Genomic DNA, 26524 nt, shown 5'->3' on the forward strand with positions numbered 1-26524 from the left:
TCCCGGGCTTTCGCCCTAAAATAAATCTATTAGCCAACTATTCTGAGTAACTGATTTTGCTGACGATCCATATCTTCAGCGCTTTTCATCATCTTTACTTGCAGTTCAAATTGGCGCTGTAAGCTGATCATGTAGGTCATTTCACCCACTGCATTCACATTACTGCCTTCTATCGCACCTTTTAGTAGGCTAACATCTACACTAGCTTCTGCGATTTGGCCGTCTTTGCGGCGAAATAAGCCATCATTGCCTTTATCCATCTCGCTATTTAACGGCCGAACTAATTTAATACGGCCTACTACCGCCATAGCTTCTGCTGGTGCGCCCTGCGGCAATACGCTAATACTGCCATCTTGAGCAATTTCGACTTTAGCTAAAGGTACAGGTAATTGGATTGGACCATCATCTCCCATCACCGGTAAGCCACTGGCTGTTTCCAGCATGCCGGCGGCACTAATTTGCAAATTGCCGCTACGGGTATAAGCTTCGTTGCCATCGGGCGCTTGCACCGCAAGCCAGCCATCGCCTTGAATAGCGACGTCTAGCTCACGCTCAGTTAAAATAATTGCGCCTGCGTCAAAGTTTTGACTTGGTCGTTCAGTCAATGAAAACACCCGCGTAGGCAAGCCTTCACCAAATGCCTGCATTGAACGTGCTTGCTCAAAGTCGGCTTTAAAACCAGCAGTGCTAGCATTAGCAAGGTTGTTTGACCGCACGGCCATGCCATTCATATTTTCTTTAGCGCCGCTCATGGCGATATATAACAGGTGATCCATAACGAGCTCCGTTAATCATCTCTACAATAACAAAGCACGTTTAATGCCAACAAACGCACATAATTAATAAATCACTGTAATTCATTGAAAAATGGCGTTATATTCATGCATAAAAAAACACCACCGCAAGCGGTGGTGTTTTTTTAATTTAACAAGTTTAGCGTATTTGCAGTACGGTTTGCTGCAAGGTGCTATTAACTTCAAGCGCTCTTGAGTTCGCTTGAAAATTACGCTGTGCGCTAATTAAATCAACCAGTTCTGTCGTTAGGTTAACGTTAGACTGCTCCAGCGATGAGGCGTTAACCGCGCCAAAGGTACCGGTATTGGCCTGGCCGCCTATCGGCTCGCCCGAGGTAATACTTTGCTTCCACGAGGTATTACCCACCTGCTTTAAGCCCTGCACGTTAGCAAAGCGAACCAAGGTTACTTGCGCTAAGTAGGCGGAATCACCGTTACTATAACTTGCAAGTACTCTACCAAACGCATCTATATCAACCCCAGTTAAGTTACCTACGGTTGTACCATCTTGGCTCAAATTTTGAACATCAAAGTTAGAGGCATATTGCGTAGGCAATTTAACACCCGATGCATCGCGAAAATTTACTACTACTGGTGCTGAAAATTGTGCACCATTAGTAAGGTAGCCATTAGCCGGATCATTTAAATCCGCTGTTGGTACCCCAATTGTTGGCGCAGCTGCTGGCGGTGCTGGCAATCTAAATGAACCGTTTGAGTCAAATTGCAGATTATCGCCACTAAACCAAGAATTAGGATTACGCGTTGCCGGTGCCACTGGTGCCGGAATAGTTGGATGCGCAGTATTATCATCCCACACCAATTTCGTTTCCCACTCTGCCGCAGCAGGTGGTGTAGGCGTAGCTAATTTTCTAAAATATGTTGTAACCGTATGTGCCTCACCTAAGCTGTCGTAAACGGTAACAGAGGTAGAGTGGTTATAAGTCGCTCTATCAGTAGGGTCAAAAGTCGTTGAGCCTGTTTCTACAGCTCTAGAATCTAAGTTCATGCTTAAAAATACATTACTGGTTGCACGAGGGGCGCCAGCCGACGTTGGAATTGATATTGGCTGTGTCGTACTTAAACTGACCGACTGGTTTTCACCCGTTACCGGATCGACCGCAAAGCCCTGCAAAAAATTGCCGTTATTATCGACAATAAAGTTATCTTTATTTAGCTTAAACGCACCAGAACGCGTGTAGGTTAAATCCTGAGATTGTCGGTCCGGTGTTAATGCAAAAAATCCTTCGCCAGTTACCGCTAAATCTAGCGAGTTATTGGTAAATTGTAGTGAGCCTTGGCTAAACTGCTGGGCAATAACTGATGTAGCAACACCGTCACCCACTTTAGTGCGGCCAGATGAGAAAATCGACGTGGCATACACATCGGCAAACTCAGCACGCGACTCTTTAAAACCCGTGGTATTTACGTTGGCGATGTTATTCGCCGTGGTATCTAAATCTTTTTGTGCTGCGGCTATGCCGCTTAATGCAATATTAAAACTCATAATTCACCTCAGCTCGCTATTAACTGTAAGATACTTCTAATACATCACTTAATTTCACTGCGCCTAGCCCAAGCACGTTCAGTGTTATGCCGCCGCCGGCATTATTCATGCTAACGCTACCCACTGGCGCGTATACATTAACCGGTAAGCTGGCGTTAGTTCCGTCGGTATAACTGGCTTCAACTTTAATTTTGTACACCCCTGCGGTCACTATTTCGTCGTTGGCATCAGTGCCATCCCAAACAAAATCGTTTTTACCCATTTTGGGGTTTTCCACGCTAAAGCTGCGTACCAATTCACCTTTTTCATTTTCAATTCGCACTTGCATCATGTTGGCCGGTTTATCTAGCTCAATGCTGCCGCGAGATAGGGTTTCGCCAGTAAACACCAATTCTTTGGATTGTATAAGCACACTTCGCCCCACCAATGAGGATGCCTGCAGTGCTTGGTTTGATGACATGCTTTCGGCAAAGCCTTTAAAGCTCTTGTTCAGTGAGCCAATACCGTCTGCCATGGTAAAGTTGGTCATTTGCGCGATCATTTGATCATTTTCAACTGGTTTAGTTGGGTCTTGGAACGCTAGTTGCTGCGTTAACAAAGCAAAAAAATCTTCCTGTGTTAGCGCGCCGTTGTTCTTTTCTGCAACCTTATCTTTGGCTTTACTGTCCCAATACATGCCATCTAATGCAGAGTTATTATTATTACTTACTGAACTAGTCATAATTTATATCTCTTAGTTAGCCTGGCCTAAGCGCAAAGTGCGCATAATCATCTGCTTGGCAGAATCAGCGGTTTGTACGTTAGTTTCATAAGAACGTGACGCAGAAATCATGTTCGCCATCTCTTCCATAATGTTAATATTTGGCTTATAGATATAGCCATTTTCATCAGCTAAAGGGTGGTTTGGCGCATACTCAACATTTAGCGGCGCGTCTGATTCGACAATGCCTAATACTTCAACACCAACGCTATCATCGCCCTGTCTGCGCTGCGCATCAGACAGTTGTGCTGCAAATATCGGGTGCCTACCACGATAGGTTTCATTCACACTGCTACTAACACTATTCGCGTTAGCAATATTACTGGCGGTGGTATTCATGCGTATTGACTGCGCCGTCATGCCGCTACCTGAAATATCAAATATCTTATATGAGCTCATGGTTATTGCCCTCCGCCGGTAATGGCTTTTTTCAGGCCACTAATACGCGCATTAAGAAAGGTTAAACTGGTTTGATATTCAAGGCTATTTTGCATAAAAGCATTACGCTCGCGGTGAATATCAACACTGTTGCCATCACCCGTATCGGGTTGATCGGGATTACGAAACATAGTCTCTTGGCTTCTTGCTATAGAAATATTGAAATGCTGTTCATGAGTACGCGACACCGAACCCGACTGTCGAGCCTTGGCGTTGTTAAGGGCCTGCTGAAAATCAATATCTTTAGCTTTATAGCCTGGAGTATCTGCGTTTGCGATATTTTCAGCTAGCACCTGCGCCCGCCGGTCACGAACCAACATGGCTTCAGGGTGCAAACCAAATGCTTTTTCAAAACTGATTGCCATTTTTTTGCCACCTGTTATCTACGATGACAAATCAAATGCAAAACTCAGGCCAAAAAAGCAACAAGTAGCGGAGTATTAGGTTTTCTTGCGGTAAATAATGCCTGGATTACAGCGTATCATCTCAAAATCACTGTTTAAACTGGATAAAGATTCCGATGCGCCTAAAAGCAGATAACCACGAGGGTTCAAGGATTGAGCAAATTGGCGGATAATTTTTGCCTTTAGATCAGCAGAGAAGTAAATAAGCACGTTGCGACAAAAAATAATATCGAACTTACCTAGTAAGGTGTAACTATCAAGCAAATTAAGATGGCGAAAGCTAACATTTTTGCGTACCGGATCTTTGACACGCATCATGCCTTTGCCGCTATCTTCAAAAAATTTGCTGCGCCGCTCGGGTGATAAACCACGTGATAAGGCTAAACCATCGTATTCGCCGCGCTGGCAATGCTCAAGCATAGTGTTAGAAATATCAGTGCCCAATATATGCACGCCCAAACTAAAGGCACCGGGTTTAATTTGCTGATATTCTAATGCCGTCATTGCGATAGAATAAGGCTCTTGTCCGCTAGAGCTGGCTGCAGACCAAATTTTTATTGAACGGCTAGTTTTTTCCATCTCAGGAAAAATTTGATTTTTTAGCAACTCGTACGGATAGGTATCTCGAAACCACAAGGTTTCATTAGTGGTCATCGCGTCGATAACGGCAGAACGCAGTTGTCGTTCAAATGGGCTTAAGGTTTTACTTACCAGTTCAGACAACGATGCAACACCAAAGCGTTGCATCAAAGGTGCTAACCGGCTTTTTACTAGATACTGCTTATTTTCTCCCAGTACAATGCCACACTGTTGCTCAAGAAAATCCCGGAACAATACATATTCTTTATCTAGTAAATCTCTATTCGGCACAGGTCTTCCTTAACAATTAGTCAGCATGTAGCCATTTTTGTACCGATTCTGCTAGCTCATCAGGATTAAACTTAGCGATAAAATCATCTGCTCCCACTTTTTGCACCATTTGCTGGTTGAATACGCCACTTAATGAAGTATGCAAGATAACATGGAGTTTTTTTAGTGTTGCATTAGATTTTATTTCGGCAGTTAAGGTATATCCATCCATTTCTGGCATCTCAATATCTGAAATAAGTAAGCCTACTTTTTCAGTAATAGATTCAGCACAGCCTTTAGCCATGTCTTGTAGGTAAATTAGCGCTTCTTTACCGTTATTTACTAAATGCATTTTTACGCCCAAACCTTCTAAGGCACGTTTAACCTGATTACGTGCTACGGCAGAGTCGTCGGCAATTAAAATTAACCTATCACCTAAATCAGCAGAAATGCTTTGTGTATCCATAGCTTTAGATATCGCGGTAGGTGATGGTGATATTTCTTCAAGAATTTTTTCGACATCAAGAATTTCAACTAGCTCATTATCAATTTCGGTGATTGCAGTTAAATAACTTTGTTTACCGCTTGTGCCTTTGGGTGGCGGTAAAATAGCCTCCCAATTGATATTAATAATGCGCTCAACCGAATTAACTAAAAAACCCTGCACTGAGCGGTTGTACTCAGCAATAATAATAAAGCTGTCTTTAGTATTTTCTATCGCCCTGCCCCCTGTGGCCAGGCTAAGATCAATAACAGAAATGGTTTGACCACGCACATGCGCAATGCCGCGTACAAACTTGTTGCGCTTAGGTATTGCCGTTAATGGCGGGCATTGCAGCACTTCTCGTACTTTAAACACATTTATACCGTAACGCTGACGGCCAGCGAGCTTAAACAGCAATAATTCTAGACGGTTTTGCCCGACTAATTGCGTACGCTGGTTTACTGAATCTAAAATACCGGCCATCTATTGATCCTTTTTAATACCTTCGGGCGCAATTCTTGCTTAACTACGATAAGTAAATTCAAATTGGCCTTTTGGCGTCAAACTAACGTCGTATGTTATAACTACAAGCCAATAAAGCATAGCTGAAACCTTATGAAAAAGTACGAAAATTTATTTAAACAAGCACTTATCATTACAAGCTTTTTCGTTTTTAACGTGATTGCAGCCGAACCAGTTAGCTATTCTCCTGCCGAACTCACCGCGGCGGCTACAGATTGGCTAACCGAACAACTACCGGCTGACGCCAGCCAAAATATTAAAATTGAGGTTAACGAGCTGGATAATCGCATTGGCAATAAAAGTTGCAAGGCACCGCTGACATTTAATTTAGCGCAAGCCATAACGCAGCGGCAAAATACCATTCAAATTCGCTGCAACACAACTGACAGTTGGCAGCTTTATGTGCCAGTGAAAATAGATGAAATAATTGAAGCCGTAATTTTACAGCAAAATATTTCTGTGGGTAGTGTAATCACGGCCGATATGCTAACAACAGATACGCGCGAGCGGCGTTTTATCCGAGGTAGTTTGGTAACCCATGCTGAGGATGTCGTAGGAGCAAAAACGAAAAGATCGCTATCGATTGGGCAAATTTTAACCTTTCAAGATCTTTGCCTTGTGTGTAAAGGAGATGTTGTTACAATATCGATTAATGATAATAGTATTAGTGTAGCTGCAACCGGTGTGGCCCAGTCTGACGGTAGTTTAGGCGATACTATTAAAGTAATGAATCAACAGTCGAAGCGCGCTATTAACGCAGAAGTTATTGCGGTTAATCTGGTTAAAGTAAAATTTTAAAAAATTGATTAAAGTTTTAGCGCTCTAGGCCGTTAACCTGAGTATAAGGAACTGTAACAAGGTGATGAGGTCATAACATGGCTATTAATATCAATAACTTGCCAAATACAGCGCAAGTAAAAAATGACAAAGTTGAGCAAAATACTCAACGTCAGCAAACTGCTGTGCAGCAAAATGCTACTCAGGGTGCTAACCAAAAACAAGATTCAGTGTCAATTACGCCACAGGCGCAGCAGTTTTCTAAATTAACGGAAAAGGCTAGCAACAGTAGCGGTATCGACCAAGAAAAAGTAGAAAAAATTAGACAAGCGATTAGCGAAGGTAAGTATAAAATTAACGTTGAACAACTTGCCAGGCGCATAGTGCATTTTGAAAGCGAACTGTTTGGTAAAAAATGACTTTAGCTGTCGCCTCCGTCACCACCTTATTGACTAAACAACATCAGCACTTGGATGAGCTGATGTTGTTATTGCGGCAAGAACTTGCCGCGCTTGCTAGCCGTAATATTAACGAACTTGAACAAATCTCTTCCGCTAAATATGCTCTGCTACAGCAGCTAGAAGCCACAGATGTAGAACTGGCGAATACCACTGATTTAGAACAATACAAACAACAAGATTGGTTTAAACTCGAAGTTGAAAGCTTAGAGCACAAATTAGAGCAGTGCAAACAGCATAATAGTGTAAACCAGCAAACCCTTGAACAAAGCCAACTTACATTGGCCCGCTTTAAGACAGAAATATTGTCTAGTAGAGGCAAATCAGGCCTTACCTACACCAATAAAGGTGTACCATCGGTAGATAGCAAAGGTAAGGGTGTTAAAGCCTAGCTACCAACACGCAACACTCATACTTAATTAATGATAGCGCACACTTTTAATCGTTTGCTGCGGATTAGTATTCTGGTAAATATAATACACTTGTTCAAAATCAAGCTCTAACTCGGTTATATAAATATTATCAACCGCGTAAGTTTTAACTACCCTCGCCCCACTAATTGCCCCTTTAACTGACGCTTGCAGCTGATTATCAGTGAGCACCATCTCTTGTAACTTATTCGTAGCGTCAATTTTTTGGCCATATACCATTTCGGTAAGCTCTTTGTAGGCATCTAGTTTCGACGCTTTCATTGCTTGTAGCATTTTTTGTTGTTGATCTTTACCTAGCTGCGCATTTATTGGCGCGTAGCCCACGGCACGCAACATAGGGAAAGACTCCGGTTTCACCGTAGCATACTCTACATGACTGCTAAATAATGACGAACAGCCACCTAATAACATCGCACTCAACAAGCCGACACCTAACAATACCTTCATGTTATCTCCTTTCGCCCTGCACATATTAAGTACCCCGGCAGCTATCTCACTGTAATAACATTAACACAGCAAAATTCAAGCCAGCATTAAGGCACGTATTTTGCTTTGTTGGGTAAAGCGTTAAAAGTTTGCCGAGGCAGCATGAAAATACAGATTATGATTGGCGCAATACTCAGCGCTGTTGTTAGCATGAATGCGCATAGCGATTGGTATGAAGCAACCGGGCAGGCCTTTATTCAACAAGGTAACACAGCACAAGCACGGCAAACGGCAATAGATGACGCGATAAAGCGTGCCAGTCTAGTTGCCGGCGCTAAGATAAGCAGTAGCCAACTGGTTCAAAATGGTGTTTTGCAAAATGAACGTTTTAATATTTCAAGCCAGGGCGAAATTAAACAATTACAACTGATATCAGAAAGCCAGAATGGCAATCTTTTAACCGTGACCGTGCGTATTAATATCGACGCAGACACCAGCGCTTGTGTTGGTAGCTCGTATCATAAACCTTTATTACTAAGCCAAGTTCAGCTGCAAGCGCGTCAAGATGCTATCTATGGCCAACTTTTTAAGCTTGGCACTGATATCACCGCGCAATTAGAGCGTCATTTACATGATTACAGCCCCGCGGCATTAGTTAAACCAATGCCGCAAATAGTAACTGCAGCACAGCTGGTTTATCCAGAAACAGATCGTTTGTTTAGTAATGGTAACCAATACATTTTACTAGCAACAATTAACGACTTATCTTTGGGTGAAACCACCAGCAAGTTTTGGCAAAACGAACAGAAAGAGCGATTTTTTTCACTCAACGTCAGCTTGTATGACTTATTTGAACAACATTTGGTTTATCAGCAGGAATATCGCACCAGTGCAGGTTGGCCGTATAAAAATAAAAATACTCCCCAAAGCCATAGCCAAGCATTTTGGCAGCTACCCTATGGCCAGAAAATTGATCGGTTGCTCCTTGGCGTGGCAGAAGATATACAACAGCAATTACAATGCAAACCATTATTAAGCAGTATTAGGCAAGTAAAAGATAATCAAGTCATGCTAGAGCTAGGCAAAATGCATGGTTTGCGCATTGGTGACGAGTTACAACTATTTCAGTTACAACGTCACCCTACGCAATCAGGCGTTAAGCGCGTTATCGCCGATAGTATTAGTTTAAAAATAACCGAGCTCACCGAGCAAAACGCCTGGGCTAGCGGTAAATCAGAATTACTACAACACATTCAACAAGGCGATGTTGTAAGTGTTAGAAAAAGCACTGACTTTTAATATCTTGATTCCCAAGCACCGTCGAGTCTGGTAAAATTTCGCGCCGTTGCCCCATAGTTAAATGGATATAACGGCCCCCTCCTAAGGGGCAGTTGCAGGTTCGATTCCTGCTGGGGCAGCCATTCTACATTTTTGCACCGTCTAATCATTTTCCATTTAACACCAATCATACCTAAACGTTTCGCGGTTTGTTAACGCGCCAAACTTATGTGTAATGCTACGGTGGCGTTTACACAGTAAATAGCCTCATTTCTACCGCAAAAGCCGTTATTTCACCGCTTATTTTTAGATTTAGCTAAAATTTTGTTGTATTAATAATAAGCCTAACTAACCCTATGGCATGCACATACTTAAAACTAATACATTAAAAAATGCTATGGCCTATGCCCTAACCTAATACCGTACAGGAAAGTAAAATGGATACATGTTTATTAAATTGGTTATGGAATAACAGAAGGTTAATTGGCGTGGTGGCTATTATTATTTCCATAGCGACTTGGGCGTTAGAACTAACCGATTTAGTTTACGTTTGCCCCTATTGCCGAACCCAGCGCACTATAATTGGGCTGTTAGGCTTATCGTTATTACTGCCTAACACCCGCAACTGGATTAATTTATATTTAGCCAGCACCGTTGCCGCTTTTGGCTTTTTTGTTGCAGCCTACCAGCACTTCGAAGGCTGGAAGAAAATTATGTTCGGCAAGTTTGAATGGGGAGAACACTGGTATATTAGCCCTTGGTTACTATCAGGTTTTGCACTATTTATAATATCTGGTTTGTTATTACTTATTTGGACATCGCCACGTGCGGCTAAACATGTTGACTCTGAATAAAGAACACATCGTTTAGTAATCATCCCAGATACCTGTGTTGGGATGGTTATAAATACTAATAATGTGCTGATACATTCTATAGACTGCCAAACGACTTATGGTGTTTGGCAGTCTAACTAGATAGTAAATACAATTCGTTTTACAACAGACAATTACTTATTCTTAAACCTAAACAGCATAGATTGCAGCACACTATCTTGTCTGATTAAACCATGATGTAAAGCGGCACTAATGTGCAGCACGATAACAGCAAATAAACTCCACGTTAGTAGCCCGTGTAATTCTCTAAACACGGCATAGGCTTTGATATTAGCGGGTATTAAGCTGGGTAAATTTAAAATACCAAACGGGCTAACGGTTAAACCGGCAGCGTTTTGCATTAACCAACCAGATAACGGTATCGCTAACATCAATGCGTATAATACGATATGGCTAGCTTTAGCGGCAAAGCGTTGCATCGCGCTTAAATCTGCAGGTAAAGCCGGTATTTGCATGAATAATCGGTTTATTAAGCGAATAAGCACTAAAACCAATACCAATGCGCCTATTGATTTGTGTAACTGCAAGGCGGTATGTTGCCAGGTTGCCAAGCTTTGGATCATTGAAACGCCTAAAAACAGCATTGAAATAATCAGTAACGCACTTAACCAATGCATAAATTTAGCACTTGCTGGAAACTCGGTAATTTTAGCCATTAGTGCGCTCCTTGCTGCGGTTGGTTAGTTTGTTGTAATAAGGTTTCTTTAGCGCGCCGACGGTAGGATTCAGCATAGGCCGCACCTCTAGCATTTAAGATTGGGTCTTTAGTTGCTTCGATACCTTTGGGTAACACCAGCGGATCGAAGGTTATACCATTGCAGGCGCCGTCTTGCTGTGCTTGCCACTGCGTTATAACTAGGGTGCCCGCATTGACTTGCTCTCTGTCATCTGGCCAAAGCACCGTTGGATCATTTTCATCATCTGTTTGATTAGCCAGTGTAAACATCAAATCAAATTTAACCGGTTGTTGCGCTAACCGAGCGGCTAGCTCTAATTGCAACGCATCTGGTCCGGCATTCGCTATAGCATTTTCTGGTTGCTTATCTGTTGCTTGCGGCACTGCGGCCCAGCGCGCCGCGCGGCGTTGGCCTTTGGCGTCAATTAAGTAAAAAGCATTAATGCTATGATATTGTTCAGTAGCAAAGCTACTAGTGGCTTGGTATTGCTGTTTCCAGTGATTAAATGTGGCACTTTCTGGGTGCGCCTGAAAAAAAGCTTTAATTTTACTGGGATCGGGCTTACCGGTTGCGGGATCAGGCGATAACGCCGTTAATTGCTCGAAAAATGCTTCGGGTGTGCGAACGGCTACAACAGGAGGGGTATTCATGCCTGTGCGCCAACGCTCACCATCGGCTGTGGCAAAACTGAGGGCAAAACTGCGCACCGGTGCGGCTAAGTCTGGCGCTAACGGATTATTACCTGCAATAGAAAAACGACCAGTGAAGGTGTTACTACCGGTCTGAAACAAACTCGATTGACTAAAGGGTGCTAAAGCGCCATTAGCAATAAATTCACCCTGCAAACAAACACCTTTGGCATGCGCTCGCCTAAAACCGAAATAGGGCTTAGCGCTTTGCTGCAAGTTAACAAAATCTTGCGCGGTTACATCTTTATTGCCAAAGAGGCCTGCTGCGTATAAAAAGCTGAATACTAGTACTGCTATAACAACAAAAATAAGGCTATAGCGCCTATTAATGCTAATTTTTTTATTAGGTGAAGTAGACATGTCTATCCCAAGGCTGTATTAAAAGTACAGCCATAAGACACGTCATAATCAGGATATATTTCAGCGAAGAGTAAATTATTACAACGTATTTAACGCAGCACTAACCCTAACTGGCTTTGCGCAATTAAACGCAATACATACGACAACTTAAATAGCGCGGCAAACACTATTTGTAGCATATGCATTACAGCAACCATACGCAGCGGCAGCGTTTGATCTTTAAACCATGCCAGATAAGCAGCAGCACAAAATAATACTAAGGTAATAACCATGGCGCTATTAGCGGTAACGAGTAATTTTCTCGCGTTCATAATGCACATTCCTAATGTATATTTATAATGTGCATTATTAATGTATATTAAGAGAAACTCAAGTGTTATTTAGCATAATTTTTAAGCAAACTACGAGGCCAACGTGCAATTAAAAAAATACACTGATTATGGTTTGCGAGTTCTAATGTACTTAGCTTGCCAACCTGAGCAAACGATGACCAGCGTACGAAAAATTTGCGATGTATTCAGCCTATCCGCTAATCATGTAAACAAGGTGGTACATCATCTGGCTAAGCTTGAATTGATAGATACTCGACGCGGTAAAAACGGTGGTTTTGTACTCGCGAAACCACTAACAAGCATTCGCTTAGACTATGTTATTCGCCAATTAGAGGGAGATGAAGAGTGGATTGACTGCCATTCGCCAAGTTGTGTTGCACTGCCAGCTTGCCAGTTAAATGGCATTGTTGCACAAGGTAAGGTGTTATTTTATCAACATTTAAGCCGATATACTGTGGCAGATTTAGTAACAGATAAACGTGCTGAGCTACACGCTATCTTTGTGCAACAAATAGCCTGATTAACAGGCTGTTTGTTATTGTGCACTAACGCGTTTAGTTACGTATTGCAGGGTAAATAGAACTTATAACAAAATGTGGAATAAGCTGTTGCGCACTGGCCGTAATAACTTTAGTGCGAAAATTAACAACCCTAGCATTAACCATAATGCCTTTGGGCGTATGCACCATAGTACCTGACAACACGTAATCTATCATTTGCAAGGTATCGAGCTTGTTGTGATCACGACTAAAAACAAAATCACCATTTGCGGTAACTTGAATATCGCGCGTGGTTTTATAATCAACTACCGCAAGACCAAATTGCTGAAACTGGTGCATAAAGCTTTCAGCAAGCTGATTACCAACAATATTCGTATGATTAAGATCTGAACCTAGATCAACGAATGACGCCACAGCAATTCGTGAATTTAACGGAAAATTATGTAGCGTTTCAACCAGCTGCATCGCCATCTGCGCAGCGTAGTCATCTAGCTGTTTATTTGAATTTAATGTTGTTACATACTGATACGGCACTTTCCAGCCACTGGCTGATACCGCTCGCTGCTGTGGCATCGGTGTTATAGCACCGTTACCTTGATGATCATGGTGCCGTTGTTGAATTTCACTGGTGCACTCACCTGCACTATTACACCGTGTATAACCATTTTCAACTCGATGATGGCTATAGCAACCGGTAGTCAGTAATGCGACGACACCGGCTACTACAAGATTTTTTGTCATACTTCACTCCGATAAACACTACGTTCTATAGAGTTTATCGGCTTTACAAAATATAACGTTAATAATTATTGAAGTATTAGGCATTTAACCCTGTTTAAACTTTAATTGTTGCTCATTTTCATATTGTAATAATGCTTGCACAACAGTTGACGGAATAAAGGTGCGCGCTACTGATATTACTTTTTTATTGTTAATTTGTACTAACCGAGCATTTATTAATAAACCCATTTTATGTTGTGTCATGGTTCCTGTTACGACATATTTTATCGGTAACTGCGCACTTAGCTCGGTAAAATCACGGCTTAATGCGAAATCGCCGCTATCGGTTACACGCACATAATCTGTAACTTTAAAATCAAGTACGGGTACACCAAACTTATGTAAATCATAAATAATGGCCTCGCTCAGATGATTACTTAACACATTGCCATGTAATAAATCACTATCAACAAAAGTAAGATCAGTAACACCAACATAGGCACCATCGTCTAGAGCATGGTTTAATGCCATTAATTCATGTACTAAATTTCTTGAATACTCGTTTACCGTAATTACCGGTTGTGTGCGCATTACGAGGTTAGGCTCGGTACTTTGAAATACAGAGCGCTGGTTTGCTTTATCTTGGCGTTGATTAATTTGTACTTGGCGCTTATTAACTCCATGTAAAGCTACACCCTCTTGCGGCTTGGCTTTTTGCACAACGCAACCCGTTAATAACATCAATAAACTTAGTATCAGGGTGTATTTCATTTTCTATCTCCAGTTGTACTGTGGCGATATAAATAATCACCTCGCTTCATAACCTGCTGCTCACTCCAAAACACATTAATTGGAATGTAATCTGTTGCTGCGGCAATTACACGGTTTGTTTGTACATCAATTAGCCTAGCGTTAACGATCAAGGCGTCCTCTTGAATTACATAGGTACCGGTTAGCACCGCATCTGCTTGGCTATGCTGTTTTAAGCTATCAAGTGTTCTGCTAAGTGCTTGTTCATGATCAGGTAACAGTAAAACTTGCTGGCGTAAACGAAAATCAACAGCATCTAGCCCTATGTTAACTGCGTAGCTCAGCATACTTTCGGCTAATTGATTAGCAAGCTGCAACTCATCAGCATCTGTTTGATTAAGGCTTAACTGCTCTATCGGCAGAAAGCTGGTTACGGCGAGTTTAGGGTTTGGATTATTAGCTAAACCCCGTTTAGGTAAATTTTTTAGTAAGTTAGCAGCTATACGGTCGGTATAAAACCCCAGCGGGTGGTAACTTAGTTTAGCATCGCTAGCGCGGTTAACTGGCGGCGATGTATTTACATTAGCACTGCAAGCACTAAGCAATAACAATATAATAAAGGGTGTTAAGTGTTTCATACGCACCTCAAATTCTGGCTTGCTTTGCATGTGCAAAATACAGGCCAGAATTATTGGCGGGCTTTTGGCGCTATATTGCTACCGGCGCTTTAATATGAGGATGGGCTTGATAATCACTTAGCGTAAAGTCTTCAAATTTGAAGGAAAAAATATCTTTTACCTCGGGGTTTAGCTGCATTTTTGGCAAGGCAAAAGGTTGCCGTGCTAATTGCGTATTTACTTGCTCTAAATGGTTAGAATAAAGATGTGCATCGCCAAGGGTATGAATAAAATCACCCGGTTGCAGGTCGCATACTTGTGCCACCATTAAGGTTAGTAAAGCGTAACTGGCGATATTAAATGGCACGCCAAGAAAAATATCGGCACTACGCTGATAAAGTTGGCACGATAACTTGCCATCATTTACGTAAAACTGAAATAACGTATGACACGGCGGCAATGCCTGCTTGCCGGCTGCAGCGTTTTGTTTCGGTGAGATACGGGTGTCTGGCAGTAAAGCTGGGTTCCAAGCACTAACAATTAAACGGCGCGAGTCTGGAGTACGTTTAATATCAGTTATTAGCTGGCTAATTTGATCTATAGTACCGCCATCAATAGCTTGCCAGCTGCGCCACTGCGCACCATATACCGGCCCTAACTCGCCGCTTTCTGTTGCCCACTCATTCCAAATGGATACGCCATTATCGGTTAAATAACCAATATTGGTTTCACCCTTTAAAAACCACAGCAACTCATGAATAATCGAGCGCAAATGGCATTTTTTTGTCGTTACTAACGGGAAACCTTGCTGTAAGTCAAAACGCATCTGATAACCAAATACACTAATAGTGCCAGTACCAGTACGGTCAGTTTTTTTATGACCCTGCTCAAGCACATGGCGCATTAACTCTAAATACTGCTTCATTTGTTAGTAACCTGCTTCTGCTGTTTTAACTTAGTATTGTAGGCATAAACTATCAGGCCAATACCAACGATAATCATCGGCAATGACAACCACTGCCCCATCGACATACCCGCGGATAACACACCAAGATGTGCGTCGGGTTCGCGGTAGAACTCAATAAAGAAACGTGCACTACCGTAACCGACTAAAAATAGGCCGCCAACGCTACCCATAGGGGGTTTAAACCGGCGAAATAGCATTATAACAATAAACAACAACACGCCTTCTAAAGCAAACTCGTATAACTGTGATGGGTGTCGCGGTAATGGGCCAGCGCCTGGGAAAAGTACCGCCCAAGATACGTCAGTTGGCCTGCCCCATAGTTCGGCATTAATAAAATTACCTAGCCGACCTGCACCAAGACCCAGCGGAATAAGAGGCGCGACAAAATCACCTAATTCTAAATAGCGTTTGTTATTACGCCATGCAAACCACGCCATAGCCACTAGAACACCTAGTAAGCCGCCATGAAATGACATACCGCCGGTCCAAATTTTAAATAAGTATGAGGGCTCGCGAAGAAAAAGCTCAAACTGATAAAACAGTACGTAACCTATACGCCCGCCCAGCACAACGCCAAGGAAGCCGAGAAAGAGTAGATCGCTAACTTGCTGCTCATTCCAGCCTGAATTAGGCTGTTTTGCCGCCCGATTTGCCAGCCACCAAGCCAAACCAAAAGCAACCAAATACATTAAGCCGTACCAACGTAAGCTTATGGGCCCAATGGAAAAAATAATCGGATCTATTTGCGGAAATGTAATATAACTTGCAGACATAACAACCCTTTAACTAAACATCATCTTCACTGCTATTAGCAGCAGCAATACGCCAAATACACGTTTCATCGTCAGTACCGGCAAACGTTGAGTAAGTTTAGCGCCTAATGGCGCTGTAAATACCGAGGTAGCGACTATACCCAGTAGCGCGGGTATATAAATATAACCAACAAAACCATCACTTAGCTGATAATGCTGCCAACCTGCGATTACATAACCAAGCGAGCCAAATACAGCAATAGCAATACCACTAGCTGCAGCGCAGCCGATAGCACGACGCATATCTAGTGAAAAATAATTTAGCATTGGCACAAATAACGCGCCGCCACCGATACCTAATAAACTAGCAATACCACCTAAAAATGCCGAAATAGCGATCATTGGAGCAGACCCCGGCATTGGTTTTTTACCCTCGGTGGCGCGAGATGCGAGCATACGTATTGAAATCAGTAATACCGCAATGCTGAAAATCATTTGCAATACGTGAGCACTAATATTATGAGCTAAGTAACCGACTGCCCATGCACCTAATGCGGCGCCAAACATAATAGCGCTCGCAATTGACCAAGGCACATTACCCCAGCGATGGTGCGCTAAAACTGACGAGCTAGCCGTAACAATTATTGACGCTAACGAGGTCGCTATAGCCACTAAAATAGCTTGATCAACAGGCACAATACCAAACGCAGGCAACAACATAACTAATGCTGGTACCACAATTAGGCCGCCGCCAATACCCAATAAGCCAGCCAAAAAGCCAACTAAGGCACCCAGTAACAAGGTGATGATAATAAAAATTAACACAGGCTTCTCATCAGTTTAGTAGTAAGCATTGTATAACAACTAACGTAATTGGCTATGCTTTCAACTGCGTATTTGCGTCACTAATTGTTTTTGCTCTAAAAATCGTTGTGTACATAGCCTTACTTGCCTTGCCGACTCGCAGGCCAATACCTCAGGTAGCAGTAGTGCAAGCTCAGCCATTTCCACCCTACGCAATAGCCATTTAATTTTTGCCAAGTTACTGCTATTCATACTAAAATTGCTATAACCCATAGCAGCTAATAGCATTACACCGCCAGGATCACCGGCTAGTTCACCACAGACACTGATCGGAAATTGTAAGCCTTTTGCTTGCTGCGATAGCTGATTTAACGCCCTTAATACCGCAGGATGCATCGCATCATATAAGTTAGCCACACGAGGGTTATTACGGTCAACGGCGAGCAAATATTGGGTTAGATCATTAGTACCAATAGAGCAAAAATCAACTTTGCGGGCTAATTCAGGTAATTGATACATGATTGAGGGCACTTCGATCATTACCCCTACTTTCGGCTTTGGCTGCTCAATAGCAAACTCTTCACTTACTTCAAAACTCGCCTGATTTATTAGCCGCAAGCATTCATCCACTTCGGCTAAATCAGAAATCATCGGTAGCAAAATATGGAGATTATTTAGCGCAAGATTGGCTTTAAGCATAGCGCGAACTTGGACTAAAAATATTTCCGGATGATCTAAGGTTAAACGGATACCACGCCAACCTAGGAACGGGTTTTCTTCGCTGATACTAAAATAGGGTAGCGCTTTATCACCACCAACATCTAACGTACGCATAATAACCGGCTTATCAGGGCAGCTTTCAAGCACCCGACGATATAACTCAATTTGTTCTTGCTCGGTTGGAAAGCGACTACGAATAATAAACGGAAATTCTGTGCGGTATAAACCCACTCCGCCAGTATGTTGCGGATCGGTTGTTTCCAGCTCGATGGCTAAACCAGAGTTGACCATTAAATTAAACGGTGTGCCACAAATAGACTGCGCCGCCAAGGCAATCTCTGACAGATAACCCGCATTTAGCGCGGCATCTTCAGACATTAGCCGTTGGTACTCTTGTCGCACGGCATCAACTGGCGATAACAAAACATGCCCGTGATAACCATCAATAATAAGTTGTTGCCCACGCCAATGTAGCAAAGGCAGCTCGTTAACGGCCATTACCGCCGGCACACCCAAAGCTCTAGCCATAATTGCAGCGTGCGAGTTTACCGAACCTTTTAGCGAGACAATAGCGACTAGCTGCTCACGAGGTACTTCAGCCAGCATACTTGCCGTAACGTTATCGGCAACTAAGACCACATGCTGTGGTAATTTCATGGTACGCTTTTCGGTATCTAACAAATTATTCAGTACGCGTTGGCCTAGATCGCGTATGTCGGTGCCACGCTCGCGCAAATACGGGTCATCCATATCATCGAACTGGCGGGCAAATTTTTCCACTACCCGCTTTAACGCACTTTTTGCGCACCAGCCATCGGCTATTTGCTGTTCAATTTCTTGGCCTAGGCTAGCTGCATCAAGCAGCTGATGATACACGTCAAAAATAGCCAAGGCATCCGGCGGCAAATGGCCACTCATGCGCTGGGCTAAGCGATTAAATTCCACTTTCGTTATTTTTACTGCTCGGTAAAACAGCGCCAGCTCTTTATCTGGATCATCGGCACGCTTAATTGATATAGCGTTAAAATCATTCGCAGGCTCTAATACAAAGGCCTCGCCTATTGCGATGCCTGGCGAGCCAGGTAAGCCTTTTAATAACCCAGTGTGATTTTGGCTAGCACCACTCTCGCTGGCGGCTTGACGCATTTCTGCATTCGCTAATACCGAGGCCAATTGTGTACTTAGGGTGGCTAAAAACGACTCTTCGTCTTCGTTAAATACGCGCTCTGCAGCTTGCTGAATAGTCAGCACACCTAAGACTTTACGATGATGAATGATAGGACAGCCCAAAAACGCAGAAAAGCGGTCTTCACTTACTTCGGGCGTAACTTTAAAACGGGGATGCAAATGGGCTTTAGCTAAGTTGATAGGTTCTTCGCGTTGGCCAACCCAGCCAATTAAACCTTCAGAAAAGCCGATGGCAATAGTACCAATAGCCTCAGGATTAAGGCCGTCGCTCGCCATAAGCATAAAATGTTGTTTATCGTAATTAGCCAGGTATACCGAACAACATTCGGTTGCTAACGCCAGCTTTACGTTTGCGACTAAGCCAGCTAATGCGTCTTGCAGCACTGGCTCTTGTGCAACATCTTGAACAATTCGCCTTAGCTGGCTTAACATAAGAGCCCCATTTTCAGTCTAGCTAATTGTTTAACCTACTTTTATTAACTCTTCTTTTTACTTTCACGGCGAATAAACGGCAAAGCGACCGAGGCAAACTCTTTCATAACTTTTCTGTAAACTTCACGCTTAAACGCCACAACTTGGCGCACTGGATACCAGTAACTAACCCAACGCCAGCTATCAAACTCTGGATGAGTCGTTTTAAGTAAATTTACATCTTCGTCAGCACAAGTCAGCCTAAGCAAAAACCATTTTTGCTTCTGGCCAATACACACAGGATTACTGTCTTTACGAATTAGCCGTTTCGGTAGTTTGTACCTTAACCAGTGCTTAGTTGTGGCAATAATTTCCACGTCGTTAGCACTCAGGCCTACTTCTTCATGTAACTCGCGAAACATGGCTTGTTCTGGCGTTTCGCCATCATCAATGCCACCTTGTGGATATTGCCAAGAATGCTGACCATATCGTTTTGCCCAAAACACCTGTCCTTGGTGGTTACAAATCACTATGCCGACATTGGCCCGAAAACCTTCGGCATCGATCACACAAACCTCTGGCGGATCTTAAAACAATATGTAAAAGATTCTTTCATAAACTAGGGGCTTGGGCAAACGGTATTTTCCAACACAACTTTTACACAGTTATCCACAGCAATAGCAAAACAACCTAAGCCAATGTGTACTTTCTCACAATTTATGTGAGCAACACTGTGCATAACCACGTTTAACGCACTGAATAACTGAATTAAGCATTGTTTCAGTCGCATAAAAATGACAACATAACCAAGAAATATCAATCACTTAATTAAATAAAAGCATTTAAACAAATAAATTTTTGCTGTGTGTAAGTTAGTTTGCTGCGTTTTTAAGCAGCTAAACATGGCGAAAAATGCTAGCGTATTCTTGTATTTGCTTATTATGGTTATTATGTACTCATCCCCCGTATCTTTAGTTGAATTGCAGTTGCGAAGTAATGCCCTCGCCGGTTTGACGTTGGGGCAAATTGCCGCGCAATTGCAGCTACCCGTACCGGCCAATTTACAAAAAGATAAAGGCTGGGTGGGCCAATTATTAGAACAAGTATTAGGCGCCAGTGCCGGTTCAAAAGCCGAGCCGGATTTTCCTCATTTAGGCGTCGAACTTAAAACCTTACCCATAGATCGGCATGGCAAACCTCTAGAAAGCACCTATGTTTGTGTTGCACCCCTTACTGGGGTTGCAGGGCAGCAATGGCACGAGTCTTGGGTCTGCCGAAAATTGCAGCACGTGTTATGGGTGCCTATTTTAGCCGAGCGGCAAATTCCGTTAGCTGAACGCGTTGTCGGCAGTGCCTTTTTATGGCAACCAAACAGTGAGCAGCAACGCGCACTGCAAATGGACTGGGAAGAATTGATGGAAAAAATTAGTCTAGGTGGTATTGCCGATATTCGGGGCGCACAAGGTAAGCTGCTGCAGCTTCGACCGAAAGCCGCTAATAGTAAAGCACTCACTAACGCGATAGGCGCACACGGTGAGCCTATACGCACCCTACCCCGAGGTTTTTACCTAAAGGCCGGCTTTACCGCAAGTTTACTGCAACAGCAGTTTGGCTAGCATTTAGCATGGATAAGAATATTAATCTAACTTGGTATCATTTGTACCATGATGCACCGGCTCACCAAATAATATCGTGACCAACTGACGCCAAGACCGGCAAGCTTTAATTTCATTTAACATGTGCCGCCACTCATAAAACGTGATCTGCAGTGGGTTTTCAGAATAAAAATCATCGGTAATGCCATAACGGCAAGGTTCATTATCTTGCTCGACAACAAAACTACCAAACAGCCTATCTCAGATAATTAATACTCCGCCAAAATTTTTATTAATGTACTTTGGGTTACAGGCATGATGCACGCGATGATGCGACGGTGTATTAAATACCCACTCCAACACGCCTAACTTTTTAACCGCCTGGGTGTGGACAAAAAACTGAAAAGCTAAATTCAATGCCACTACGGCAAACACTAGCGCTGGCGTAAAGCCAAGTAAAATAAGCGGTGTCCAAAATAACCACATACCAGATATTGGATAGGTTAGGCTTTGGCGAAATGCGGTGCTAAAATTCATTAACCGCGAGCTATGGTGCGTAACATGCGATGCCCACAACCAACGGATATGATGTGATGCGCGATGAAACCAATAGTAAAGAAAATCTTGCAGTAAAAATGCTAAGGCAACGGAGTAAACATTAAGCTCAATAGTAAAAAGATGAAACTGATACAGCCAGATAAAAAATGGCATTAACAACAATAGCGCCAGCATATCGCTGCCTTGGTGCATCAAGGCGAGCACAACGTTAGCGGCAGAATCCTGCCAACGATAACGGCCAACAGCTAATCGACGCGAACTTAACCACTCCCAAGCAATAAAGCCAACAAATACAGGGCTTAACGCCAACAAGATAAGCTCAACAGGGATCATCTAACGCTATCCATTAAAGTTTAGTAATACCGAATACTACGGCAAACGTCGGCAAACAGAAATGACAAAGGCGCTTAAAAGCGCCTTTGTTGTTAGGTGTTCTGCTTAATAACGTGCAAGAAACTCAGCTCTGGTGCGGGCATCCTCTTTAAAGGTGCCGCCCAAGGCTGTGGTTTGGGTTTTTGATGTCACGTCCATCACCCCGCGCGATTTAACACAGTAATGCACCGCTTCCATCGTTACCGCTACATTATCTGTTTGTAGCAAGGTTTGTAACGCGACTAATATTTGCTGCGTTAGGCGCTCTTGCACCTGCGGCCGCTGCGAGAAAAATCGCACAATACGGTTAATTTTAGACAAACCAATAATACGAGCATCAGGTAAGTAAGCTACAGTAGCTGTGCCGTCAATAGTGACAAAGTGATGCTCACAGGTGCTGGTAAAGCTAATTTCTTTTACCTTCACCATTTCTTTAACTTGCATCTTATTTTCAATTAATGACATTTTCGGAAAATTAGCGTAATCAAGGCCACCAAAAATTTCGTCAACATACATTTTAGCAATTCGATGCGGTGTTTCGCGCAAGCTATCATCCGCCAAATCTAGCCCTAGTGTACTTACCACCTCACTCATCAGGGCGTTTATTTTGTTGTATTTCTGATCACGTGACAGCCCGTTGTGCTGCATTGGCGTTTCTAGCCCCTGCGCTTCTAAAGCACGGCGAACTAATATTGCTTCATCTGATAACATAACTATTCCCAACCCGGCGTTAATAACCATAATGCGAAAACTACAATACGTGCCGCTGAAGGCAATAGTTTACGAAAATAGTTATTTCTTTGCCATTTTATGATCGAAGACAGCTCAAATTGACAACCGCAGCGCCGTCTTATCAGCGGTATTATTGAACCAGTGCTAACGCTTCAAGCAACTCACGCGGCTCTACTTCTGGGCCATTTAAACTTTCGTCCCAGTTAGTGCCAATAAGTACGCCGTCGTCATACATTTCTTTTAACCAACCGTCACAAAACACATCTAATGGAATAGCCTCTACTTTATACATATCCCATTCTTCCGAGCAATGGGCTTTAGCGGCAGCTTCATCAGACCAGAATGGCATCACGTCGGTATCTTCAAACTCTACAGATTCAACGACCAATAAATCTTCGCCCTCTGCCAATACATAAACCACACCATTGGTTTTCGCTTCTTCGACAAAACGCTGAAAAATTGGATCTTGCGCAAACTGACTCATATTCATTTCCACCTAAGATAAAGAATTACTGCTATTAGACCAGAAACCGCAGCAAAAAAGCGAGTTTTATCTTCTAGGCCAACTAGCCCAGATTCCTTGTTCAGACAAAATGACGTACAATCAACGGCACTCGTTTTAGGCAGAGAAAAGCATAACATTATGGCTCAATATATCTACTCGATGTATCGCGTGTCTAAGGTGGTTCCACCTAAGCGCACAATTTTAAAAGATATTTCTTTATCATTTTTTCCCGGTGCCAAAATTGGTGTACTAGGTTTAAACGGCTCAGGTAAATCAACCTTGCTGCGTATTATGGCAGGTGTGGATACCGAATTTGAAGGTGAAGCTAAACCCTTAGCCGGTACAAAAATTGGTTATCTACCGCAAGAACCGGTACTAGACCCAACTAAAACCGTGCGCGAAATTGTTGAAGAAGCGGTAAGTGATGTAAAAACAGCACTGACTCGATTAGACGAAGTGTATGCCGCCTACGCCGAAGAGAACGCCGACTTTGATGCGCTAGCCCGTGAACAAGGTGAGCTAGAAGCGCTGATCCAAGCTAAAGAAGGCCATAATTTAGATAATACGTTAGAGCGTGCCGCCGACGCGCTGCGTTTGCCGCCTTGGGATGCAAAAATTGAACACCTATCAGGTGGTGAACGCCGCCGGGTAGCCATTTGTCGTTTGTTGTTAGAACGTCCAGATATGTTGTTGCTAGATGAACCAACTAACCACTTAGATGCTGAATCTGTCGCCTGGTTAGAGCGCTTCTTACACGACTACCCTGGTACCGTTGTGGCAATTACCCATGACCGTTATTTCCTCGATAACGTTGCCGGTTGGATTTTAGAGCTAGACCGTGGCTATGGTATCCCTTGGGAAGGTAACTACTCTTCTTGGCTTGAACAAAAAGACGCCCGTTTGCAGCAAGAAGAAAAGACTGAAAACGCACGCCAGCGTTCAATTAAACAAGAATTGGAGTGGGTACGCACCAACCCGAAAGGTCGTCATGCGAAAAGCAAGGCACGTATGGCGAGGTTTGAAGAGTTACAAAGCCAAGAGTTTCAAAAACGTAATGAAACCAATGAGCTATTTATTCCACCAGGGCCACGTTTAGGTGATAAAGTATTAGAAGTGTCCAACCTGCGTAAGTCTTATGGCGACCGCTTACTGATTGATGACTTAAGCTTTAGCATTCCTAAGGGTGCAATTGTTGGTATTATCGGCCCGAACGGTGCGGGTAAATCAACATTATTTAAAATGATCAGCGGTACTGAACAGCCAGATTCTGGCGAAATAAGCGTTGGCGACACCGTACAACTGGCGAGTGTTGATCAGTTTCGCGATAACATGAACCCGAAAAATACCATTTGGCAGGAAATCTCGAACGGCCAAGATATGTTACAAATTGGCAGCTTTCAGATCCCTAGCCGTGCTTATGTTGGTCGTTTTAACTTTAAAGGTAACGATCAGCAAAAGTTTATTGGTGAATTATCCGGTGGTGAGCGTAACCGTGTGCATCTAGCTGCGTTATTAAAGGCGGGCGGCAACATGCTGTTACTCGATGAGCCAACCAACGACTTAGACGTTGAAACCTTACGCGCACTTGAAAACGCGATACTGGATTTCCCGGGCTGTGCCATGGTGATCTCGCATGACCGTTGGTTCCTTGACCGTATAGCCACGCATATTCTAGATTACCGCGACGAAGGTAAAGTTAACTTCTTCGAAGGTAACTACTCTGATTATGAAGCTTGGTTAAAAGCCACATACGGCGCGGCAGCACTGGAGCCCCATAGAATAAAGTACAAAAAAATATAAACCACACGCCCGCTACTGCGGGCGTTTTTTATTGCACTTTATGGTAACTAGACGACATTATTTCTCGATAACGCTCGCTTTGGGCAACCTTAGTATGCGCTAACTGCAGTTGGCTTACTAAATCAGCTGAGGTGTTAAGGCTTGCCGCTAGCCAAGTGTGTTGTTTAAGCTCGGGGATGGCATAAACAAAACTAACGTACTTTTCGGGTAGATTTAACGATACCGCCATATCAATTAGTGCGACCGGATCGTCAACAATCAAGTCAACGTTACCTTTGAGTAACAAGCGCCAAGATTCAGCAATATCGGCGACCATTATTAGCTGCGTGCCTGCTTTAAAATTATTTTGCTGTAAAAAATCTGCGGCTAAATCGTTACGCTGCACCGCCACGGTATATTTAGTCGCATCACTTAGCGAAGCAATGCTCACTTCATCTCGGTGGCTTAACTTAACAAAACCTAACTGATAAGCCGCAACTTCACCAATCCAATGAAACTGGTTTTCCCGCTCTTTAGTGCGCGCGATATTATAAATCAATACATTGGGCTGGTTTTGCGCAATATGCAGCGCTCTTGCCCATGGGTATATCTCAATAGCGGTATGCAATCCAGCTTCAGCCAACGTAGCCTGCACTAACTCGGTACTTAAGCCTGCTACCACACCGTTAATTAAGGTTTGATGTGGCGGTGATTGTTCAGTAACAACTCGCAACGGTGTCTGTGCCAAAAGATGAAAACTTAAGCAGCAACTTATTACTAGAAACCATTTCATTTTAATTGCCTATATTACTGCCCGGCCAAACCGTCAGTTAACAACTCGCTGAAACGCAACTATGAACCTTTATTTGCTAATAAACAGCTAATTAGGGATCTAAATTTTGTCTTCAGTCAAACGAATAGTAATTAATGTGAAGCAAGCAATATGTGTTGGCAAGGGAGTAGAAATAAAAAAGCCACGCGGGTTGGGGGCGCGTGGCTTTTCTACAAAAAACGGGATATTTTACTTGCTGATAACCATTGAGCTAGTGTTTAACGCACGGCCCATCATCGTTAGCCAGTTGTTAAGTTTACGTATAAATAATGCTCGGGCAACGGCATTGCTGCCTTTAGCGCTAACATCATGTTTATCTGCTGTGGTATTTAATGTTGTCATGCTGCACCTCGGTTTTGCTCTGTTACTTTATGCTGAGTATTATGCCGATTTTTTACACAACTGACGAACGAGTTAAATTAGCACCAAGCCATTAGATATTCTAATGAGTCAGTCATTTTGCATTCATATTCACAAACCTTAAATTTATTAAACATTGCGCTTAAATCGCAAAATAAACTCATTAATATGCACATTTAAGCAATCATTATTCACAATGAGGTTATTAAACCAGCATGAAACCATGGTGTAGCCTAAGATAAGCAGTTTTAACGCGCGACAATAACGGTTAGTTATTCTAATTAAA

The 26524-nt window shown here is 42.9% G+C and carries 32 protein-coding genes and 1 tRNA gene; 9 read left to right on the forward strand and 24 right to left on the reverse strand.

Features of this window, described 5'->3' with window-relative positions:
* Positions 1 to 29: 29 nt before the first annotated feature.
* The 7 genes from flgF to MN199_RS08810 all read right to left on the reverse strand — a co-directional run bounded on the left by flgF (position 30) and on the right by MN199_RS08810 (position 5716).
* Complete coding sequence (gene flgF, locus MN199_RS08780; RefSeq protein WP_132584450.1) at positions 30 to 776, reverse strand: flagellar basal-body rod protein FlgF; 747 nt, start codon at positions 774 to 776, stop codon at positions 30 to 32.
* 157 nt (positions 777 to 933) lie between these two features.
* Positions 934 to 2298 carry a flagellar hook protein FlgE gene (gene flgE, locus MN199_RS08785; RefSeq protein ID WP_335739145.1) on the reverse strand — a complete coding sequence of 455 codons (1365 nt, stop codon included), beginning with the start codon at positions 2296 to 2298 and terminating at the stop codon, positions 934 to 936.
* 19 nt (positions 2299 to 2317) lie between these two features.
* Positions 2318 to 3019, reverse strand: coding sequence for a flagellar hook assembly protein FlgD (locus MN199_RS08790; RefSeq protein WP_335739146.1), 702 nt, complete (start codon positions 3017 to 3019; stop codon positions 2318 to 2320).
* A 12-nt stretch (positions 3020 to 3031) separates the two neighbouring features.
* Positions 3032 to 3457 carry a flagellar basal body rod protein FlgC gene (gene flgC, locus MN199_RS08795; protein ID WP_335739147.1) on the reverse strand — a complete coding sequence of 142 codons (426 nt, stop codon included), beginning with the start codon at positions 3455 to 3457 and terminating at the stop codon, positions 3032 to 3034.
* 2 nt (positions 3458 to 3459) lie between these two features.
* Positions 3460 to 3861 carry a flagellar basal body rod protein FlgB gene (gene flgB, locus MN199_RS08800; protein WP_335739148.1) on the reverse strand — a complete coding sequence of 134 codons (402 nt, stop codon included), beginning with the start codon at positions 3859 to 3861 and terminating at the stop codon, positions 3460 to 3462.
* A gap of 75 nt (positions 3862 to 3936) precedes the next feature.
* Positions 3937 to 4770: a CheR family methyltransferase gene (locus tag MN199_RS08805; protein WP_335739149.1), complete on the reverse strand. Its 834-nt coding sequence runs from the start codon at positions 4768 to 4770 to the stop codon at positions 3937 to 3939.
* Positions 4771 to 4786: 16 nt separating this feature from the next.
* A complete protein-coding gene (locus tag MN199_RS08810; protein WP_132584462.1) occupies positions 4787 to 5716 on the reverse strand; it encodes a chemotaxis protein in 930 nt (309 codons plus the stop codon).
* A gap of 132 nt (positions 5717 to 5848) precedes the next feature.
* Between MN199_RS08810 and flgA the strand changes: the two genes are divergently transcribed.
* The 3 genes from flgA (at position 5849) to MN199_RS08825 (ending at position 7382) form a co-directional block, all read left to right on the forward strand.
* Positions 5849 to 6553: a flagellar basal body P-ring formation chaperone FlgA gene (gene flgA, locus MN199_RS08815; protein ID WP_335739150.1), complete on the forward strand. Its 705-nt coding sequence runs from the start codon at positions 5849 to 5851 to the stop codon at positions 6551 to 6553.
* A 77-nt stretch (positions 6554 to 6630) separates the two neighbouring features.
* Complete coding sequence (flgM, locus tag MN199_RS08820; RefSeq protein WP_132584466.1) at positions 6631 to 6951, forward strand: flagellar biosynthesis anti-sigma factor FlgM; 321 nt, start codon at positions 6631 to 6633, stop codon at positions 6949 to 6951.
* Entirely contained in the window at positions 6948 to 7382 is a 435-nt protein-coding gene (locus tag MN199_RS08825) for a flagellar protein FlgN (RefSeq protein ID WP_335739151.1), read from the forward strand. Before flgM ends, MN199_RS08825 begins: the two co-directional genes overlap by 4 nt.
* Positions 7383 to 7409: 27 nt before the next feature.
* On the opposite strand, the gene MN199_RS08830 is transcribed toward MN199_RS08825, so the two are convergent.
* The gene (locus tag MN199_RS08830; RefSeq protein WP_132584470.1) at positions 7410 to 7868 is read right to left on the reverse strand and encodes an LPP20 family lipoprotein; all 459 of its coding nucleotides are present in this window, start codon (positions 7866 to 7868) and stop codon (positions 7410 to 7412) included.
* Between the two features lie 141 nt (positions 7869 to 8009).
* Between MN199_RS08830 and MN199_RS08835 the strand changes: the two genes are divergently transcribed.
* The 3 genes from MN199_RS08835 to MN199_RS08845 all read left to right on the forward strand — a co-directional run bounded on the left by MN199_RS08835 (position 8010) and on the right by MN199_RS08845 (position 9979).
* Complete coding sequence (locus tag MN199_RS08835; protein ID WP_335739152.1) at positions 8010 to 9146, forward strand: flagellar assembly protein T N-terminal domain-containing protein; 1137 nt, start codon at positions 8010 to 8012, stop codon at positions 9144 to 9146.
* A 47-nt stretch (positions 9147 to 9193) separates the two neighbouring features.
* Positions 9194 to 9268: transfer RNA gene (locus MN199_RS08840), tRNA-Arg, on the forward strand.
* Between the two features lie 294 nt (positions 9269 to 9562).
* Positions 9563 to 9979 (forward strand): disulfide bond formation protein B, encoded by a 417-nt coding sequence (locus MN199_RS08845; protein WP_335739153.1) that lies wholly within the window; start codon positions 9563 to 9565, stop codon positions 9977 to 9979.
* 152 nt (positions 9980 to 10131) lie between these two features.
* On the opposite strand, the gene MN199_RS08850 is transcribed toward MN199_RS08845, so the two are convergent.
* The 3 genes from MN199_RS08850 to MN199_RS08860 form a co-directional block, all read right to left on the reverse strand.
* Complete coding sequence (locus tag MN199_RS08850; RefSeq protein ID WP_335739154.1) at positions 10132 to 10674, reverse strand: cytochrome b; 543 nt, start codon at positions 10672 to 10674, stop codon at positions 10132 to 10134.
* A complete protein-coding gene (locus tag MN199_RS08855) occupies positions 10674 to 11744 on the reverse strand; it encodes a catalase family peroxidase (protein WP_335739155.1) in 1071 nt (356 codons plus the stop codon). The genes MN199_RS08850 and MN199_RS08855 overlap by 1 nt, the downstream gene beginning before the upstream one ends.
* Before the next feature lie 89 nt (positions 11745 to 11833).
* Positions 11834 to 12055 carry a hypothetical protein gene (locus tag MN199_RS08860; RefSeq protein WP_132584476.1) on the reverse strand — a complete coding sequence of 74 codons (222 nt, stop codon included), beginning with the start codon at positions 12053 to 12055 and terminating at the stop codon, positions 11834 to 11836.
* Between the two features lie 103 nt (positions 12056 to 12158).
* Here MN199_RS08860 and MN199_RS08865 point away from each other — a divergent pair, with 103 nt between their 5' ends.
* Complete coding sequence (locus tag MN199_RS08865) at positions 12159 to 12596, forward strand: Rrf2 family transcriptional regulator (RefSeq protein WP_335739156.1); 438 nt, start codon at positions 12159 to 12161, stop codon at positions 12594 to 12596.
* A 34-nt stretch (positions 12597 to 12630) separates the two neighbouring features.
* Here MN199_RS08865 and MN199_RS08870 read toward each other — a convergent pair whose 3' ends face one another.
* The 8 genes from MN199_RS08870 to rppH all read right to left on the reverse strand — a co-directional run bounded on the left by MN199_RS08870 (position 12631) and on the right by rppH (position 20074).
* Entirely contained in the window at positions 12631 to 13317 is a 687-nt protein-coding gene (locus tag MN199_RS08870; protein WP_335739157.1) for a FlgO family outer membrane protein, read from the reverse strand.
* A gap of 84 nt (positions 13318 to 13401) precedes the next feature.
* Positions 13402 to 14067, reverse strand: a complete 666-nt coding sequence (locus MN199_RS08875) for a FlgO family outer membrane protein (RefSeq protein ID WP_335739158.1) — start codon at positions 14065 to 14067, stop codon at positions 13402 to 13404.
* Positions 14064 to 14684 (reverse strand): FlgO family outer membrane protein, encoded by a 621-nt coding sequence (locus MN199_RS08880; protein ID WP_335739159.1) that lies wholly within the window; start codon positions 14682 to 14684, stop codon positions 14064 to 14066. The genes MN199_RS08875 and MN199_RS08880 overlap by 4 nt, the downstream gene beginning before the upstream one ends.
* Positions 14685 to 14754: 70 nt before the next feature.
* Entirely contained in the window at positions 14755 to 15588 is an 834-nt protein-coding gene (locus MN199_RS08885; RefSeq protein ID WP_335739160.1) for a thymidylate synthase, read from the reverse strand.
* Complete coding sequence (gene lgt, locus MN199_RS08890) at positions 15585 to 16403, reverse strand: prolipoprotein diacylglyceryl transferase (RefSeq protein WP_335739161.1); 819 nt, start codon at positions 16401 to 16403, stop codon at positions 15585 to 15587. The genes MN199_RS08885 and lgt overlap by 4 nt, the downstream gene beginning before the upstream one ends.
* Before the next feature lie 9 nt (positions 16404 to 16412).
* A complete protein-coding gene (locus MN199_RS08895) occupies positions 16413 to 17207 on the reverse strand; it encodes a sulfite exporter TauE/SafE family protein (protein ID WP_132584502.1) in 795 nt (264 codons plus the stop codon).
* 60 nt (positions 17208 to 17267) lie between these two features.
* Positions 17268 to 19526 carry a phosphoenolpyruvate--protein phosphotransferase gene (gene ptsP / locus MN199_RS08900; protein WP_335739162.1) on the reverse strand — a complete coding sequence of 753 codons (2259 nt, stop codon included), beginning with the start codon at positions 19524 to 19526 and terminating at the stop codon, positions 17268 to 17270.
* Positions 19527 to 19570: 44 nt separating this feature from the next.
* Positions 19571 to 20074, reverse strand: a complete 504-nt coding sequence (rppH, locus tag MN199_RS08905; protein WP_132584506.1) for an RNA pyrophosphohydrolase — start codon at positions 20072 to 20074, stop codon at positions 19571 to 19573.
* A gap of 333 nt (positions 20075 to 20407) precedes the next feature.
* Between rppH and mutH the strand changes: the two genes are divergently transcribed.
* Entirely contained in the window at positions 20408 to 21121 is a 714-nt protein-coding gene (gene mutH / locus MN199_RS08910) for a DNA mismatch repair endonuclease MutH (RefSeq protein ID WP_335739163.1), read from the forward strand.
* A gap of 240 nt (positions 21122 to 21361) precedes the next feature.
* On the opposite strand, the gene MN199_RS08915 is transcribed toward mutH, so the two are convergent.
* From MN199_RS08915 to MN199_RS08925, 3 genes are all read right to left on the reverse strand, one after another.
* Entirely contained in the window at positions 21362 to 21991 is a 630-nt protein-coding gene (locus MN199_RS08915; protein ID WP_335739164.1) for a sterol desaturase family protein, read from the reverse strand.
* A 105-nt stretch (positions 21992 to 22096) separates the two neighbouring features.
* A complete protein-coding gene (folE, locus tag MN199_RS08920; RefSeq protein ID WP_132584510.1) occupies positions 22097 to 22741 on the reverse strand; it encodes a GTP cyclohydrolase I FolE in 645 nt (214 codons plus the stop codon).
* A 151-nt stretch (positions 22742 to 22892) separates the two neighbouring features.
* Entirely contained in the window at positions 22893 to 23246 is a 354-nt protein-coding gene (locus MN199_RS08925; protein WP_132584512.1) for a DUF2750 domain-containing protein, read from the reverse strand.
* A 159-nt stretch (positions 23247 to 23405) separates the two neighbouring features.
* On the opposite strand from MN199_RS08925, the gene ettA reads away from it, so the two are divergent.
* Positions 23406 to 25067, forward strand: a complete 1662-nt coding sequence (gene ettA / locus MN199_RS08930; protein ID WP_335739165.1) for an energy-dependent translational throttle protein EttA — start codon at positions 23406 to 23408, stop codon at positions 25065 to 25067.
* Between the two features lie 28 nt (positions 25068 to 25095).
* On the opposite strand, the gene MN199_RS08935 is transcribed toward ettA, so the two are convergent.
* A complete protein-coding gene (locus MN199_RS08935) occupies positions 25096 to 25839 on the reverse strand; it encodes a substrate-binding periplasmic protein (protein ID WP_335739166.1) in 744 nt (247 codons plus the stop codon).
* Between the two features lie 228 nt (positions 25840 to 26067).
* The gene (locus MN199_RS08940) at positions 26068 to 26220 is read right to left on the reverse strand and encodes a hypothetical protein (RefSeq protein WP_165907396.1); all 153 of its coding nucleotides are present in this window, start codon (positions 26218 to 26220) and stop codon (positions 26068 to 26070) included.
* Positions 26221 to 26524: the final 304 nt, after the last annotated feature.

It is taken from the genome of Rheinheimera metallidurans (assembly GCF_036983985.1).
In the GTDB taxonomy this organism is placed as follows: Bacteria; Pseudomonadota; Gammaproteobacteria; order Enterobacterales; family Alteromonadaceae; genus Alishewanella; species Alishewanella metallidurans.

Excerpts from the sequence above, each read along its gene's own strand:
- MN199_RS08860 (WP_132584476.1), bottom strand. The coding sequence starts at position 12,055 with ATGAACGCGAGAAAATTACTCGTTACCGCTAATAGCGCCATGGTTATT.
- flgF (WP_132584450.1), bottom strand. The coding sequence starts at position 776 with ATGGATCACCTGTTATATATCGCCATGAGCGGCGCTAAAGAAAATATG.
- flgE (WP_335739145.1), bottom strand. The coding sequence starts at position 2,298 with ATGAGTTTTAATATTGCATTAAGCGGCATAGCCGCAGCACAAAAAGAT.
- MN199_RS08830 (WP_132584470.1), bottom strand. The coding sequence starts at position 7,868 with ATGAAGGTATTGTTAGGTGTCGGCTTGTTGAGTGCGATGTTATTAGGT.
- ptsP (WP_335739162.1), bottom strand. The coding sequence starts at position 19,526 with ATGTTAAGCCAGCTAAGGCGAATTGTTCAAGATGTTGCACAAGAGCCA.
- MN199_RS08870 (WP_335739157.1), bottom strand. The coding sequence starts at position 13,317 with ATGACAAAAAATCTTGTAGTAGCCGGTGTCGTCGCATTACTGACTACC.
- MN199_RS08935 (WP_335739166.1), bottom strand. The coding sequence starts at position 25,839 with ATGAAATGGTTTCTAGTAATAAGTTGCTGCTTAAGTTTTCATCTTTTG.
- ettA (WP_335739165.1), top strand. The coding sequence starts at position 23,406 with ATGGCTCAATATATCTACTCGATGTATCGCGTGTCTAAGGTGGTTCCA.
- MN199_RS08925 (WP_132584512.1), bottom strand. The coding sequence starts at position 23,246 with ATGAGTCAGTTTGCGCAAGATCCAATTTTTCAGCGTTTTGTCGAAGAA.
- MN199_RS08850 (WP_335739154.1), bottom strand. The coding sequence starts at position 10,674 with ATGGCTAAAATTACCGAGTTTCCAGCAAGTGCTAAATTTATGCATTGG.
- folE (WP_132584510.1), bottom strand. The coding sequence starts at position 22,741 with ATGTTATCAGATGAAGCAATATTAGTTCGCCGTGCTTTAGAAGCGCAG.
- MN199_RS08875 (WP_335739158.1), bottom strand. The coding sequence starts at position 14,067 with ATGAAATACACCCTGATACTAAGTTTATTGATGTTATTAACGGGTTGC.
- MN199_RS08940 (WP_165907396.1), bottom strand. The coding sequence starts at position 26,220 with ATGACAACATTAAATACCACAGCAGATAAACATGATGTTAGCGCTAAA.
- MN199_RS08880 (WP_335739159.1), bottom strand. The coding sequence starts at position 14,684 with ATGAAACACTTAACACCCTTTATTATATTGTTATTGCTTAGTGCTTGC.
- MN199_RS08915 (WP_335739164.1), bottom strand. The coding sequence starts at position 21,991 with ATGATCCCTGTTGAGCTTATCTTGTTGGCGTTAAGCCCTGTATTTGTT.
- flgM (WP_132584466.1), top strand. The coding sequence starts at position 6,631 with ATGGCTATTAATATCAATAACTTGCCAAATACAGCGCAAGTAAAAAAT.
- MN199_RS08855 (WP_335739155.1), bottom strand. The coding sequence starts at position 11,744 with ATGTCTACTTCACCTAATAAAAAAATTAGCATTAATAGGCGCTATAGC.
- MN199_RS08825 (WP_335739151.1), top strand. The coding sequence starts at position 6,948 with ATGACTTTAGCTGTCGCCTCCGTCACCACCTTATTGACTAAACAACAT.
- MN199_RS08790 (WP_335739146.1), bottom strand. The coding sequence starts at position 3,019 with ATGACTAGTTCAGTAAGTAATAATAATAACTCTGCATTAGATGGCATG.
- mutH (WP_335739163.1), top strand. The coding sequence starts at position 20,408 with ATGGCGAAAAATGCTAGCGTATTCTTGTATTTGCTTATTATGGTTATT.
- MN199_RS08835 (WP_335739152.1), top strand. The coding sequence starts at position 8,010 with ATGAAAATACAGATTATGATTGGCGCAATACTCAGCGCTGTTGTTAGC.
- lgt (WP_335739161.1), bottom strand. The coding sequence starts at position 16,403 with ATGTCTGCAAGTTATATTACATTTCCGCAAATAGATCCGATTATTTTT.
- MN199_RS08810 (WP_132584462.1), bottom strand. The coding sequence starts at position 5,716 with ATGGCCGGTATTTTAGATTCAGTAAACCAGCGTACGCAATTAGTCGGG.
- flgA (WP_335739150.1), top strand. The coding sequence starts at position 5,849 with ATGAAAAAGTACGAAAATTTATTTAAACAAGCACTTATCATTACAAGC.
- flgB (WP_335739148.1), bottom strand. The coding sequence starts at position 3,861 with ATGGCAATCAGTTTTGAAAAAGCATTTGGTTTGCACCCTGAAGCCATG.
- flgC (WP_335739147.1), bottom strand. The coding sequence starts at position 3,457 with ATGAGCTCATATAAGATATTTGATATTTCAGGTAGCGGCATGACGGCG.
- MN199_RS08885 (WP_335739160.1), bottom strand. The coding sequence starts at position 15,588 with ATGAAGCAGTATTTAGAGTTAATGCGCCATGTGCTTGAGCAGGGTCAT.
- MN199_RS08845 (WP_335739153.1), top strand. The coding sequence starts at position 9,563 with ATGGATACATGTTTATTAAATTGGTTATGGAATAACAGAAGGTTAATT.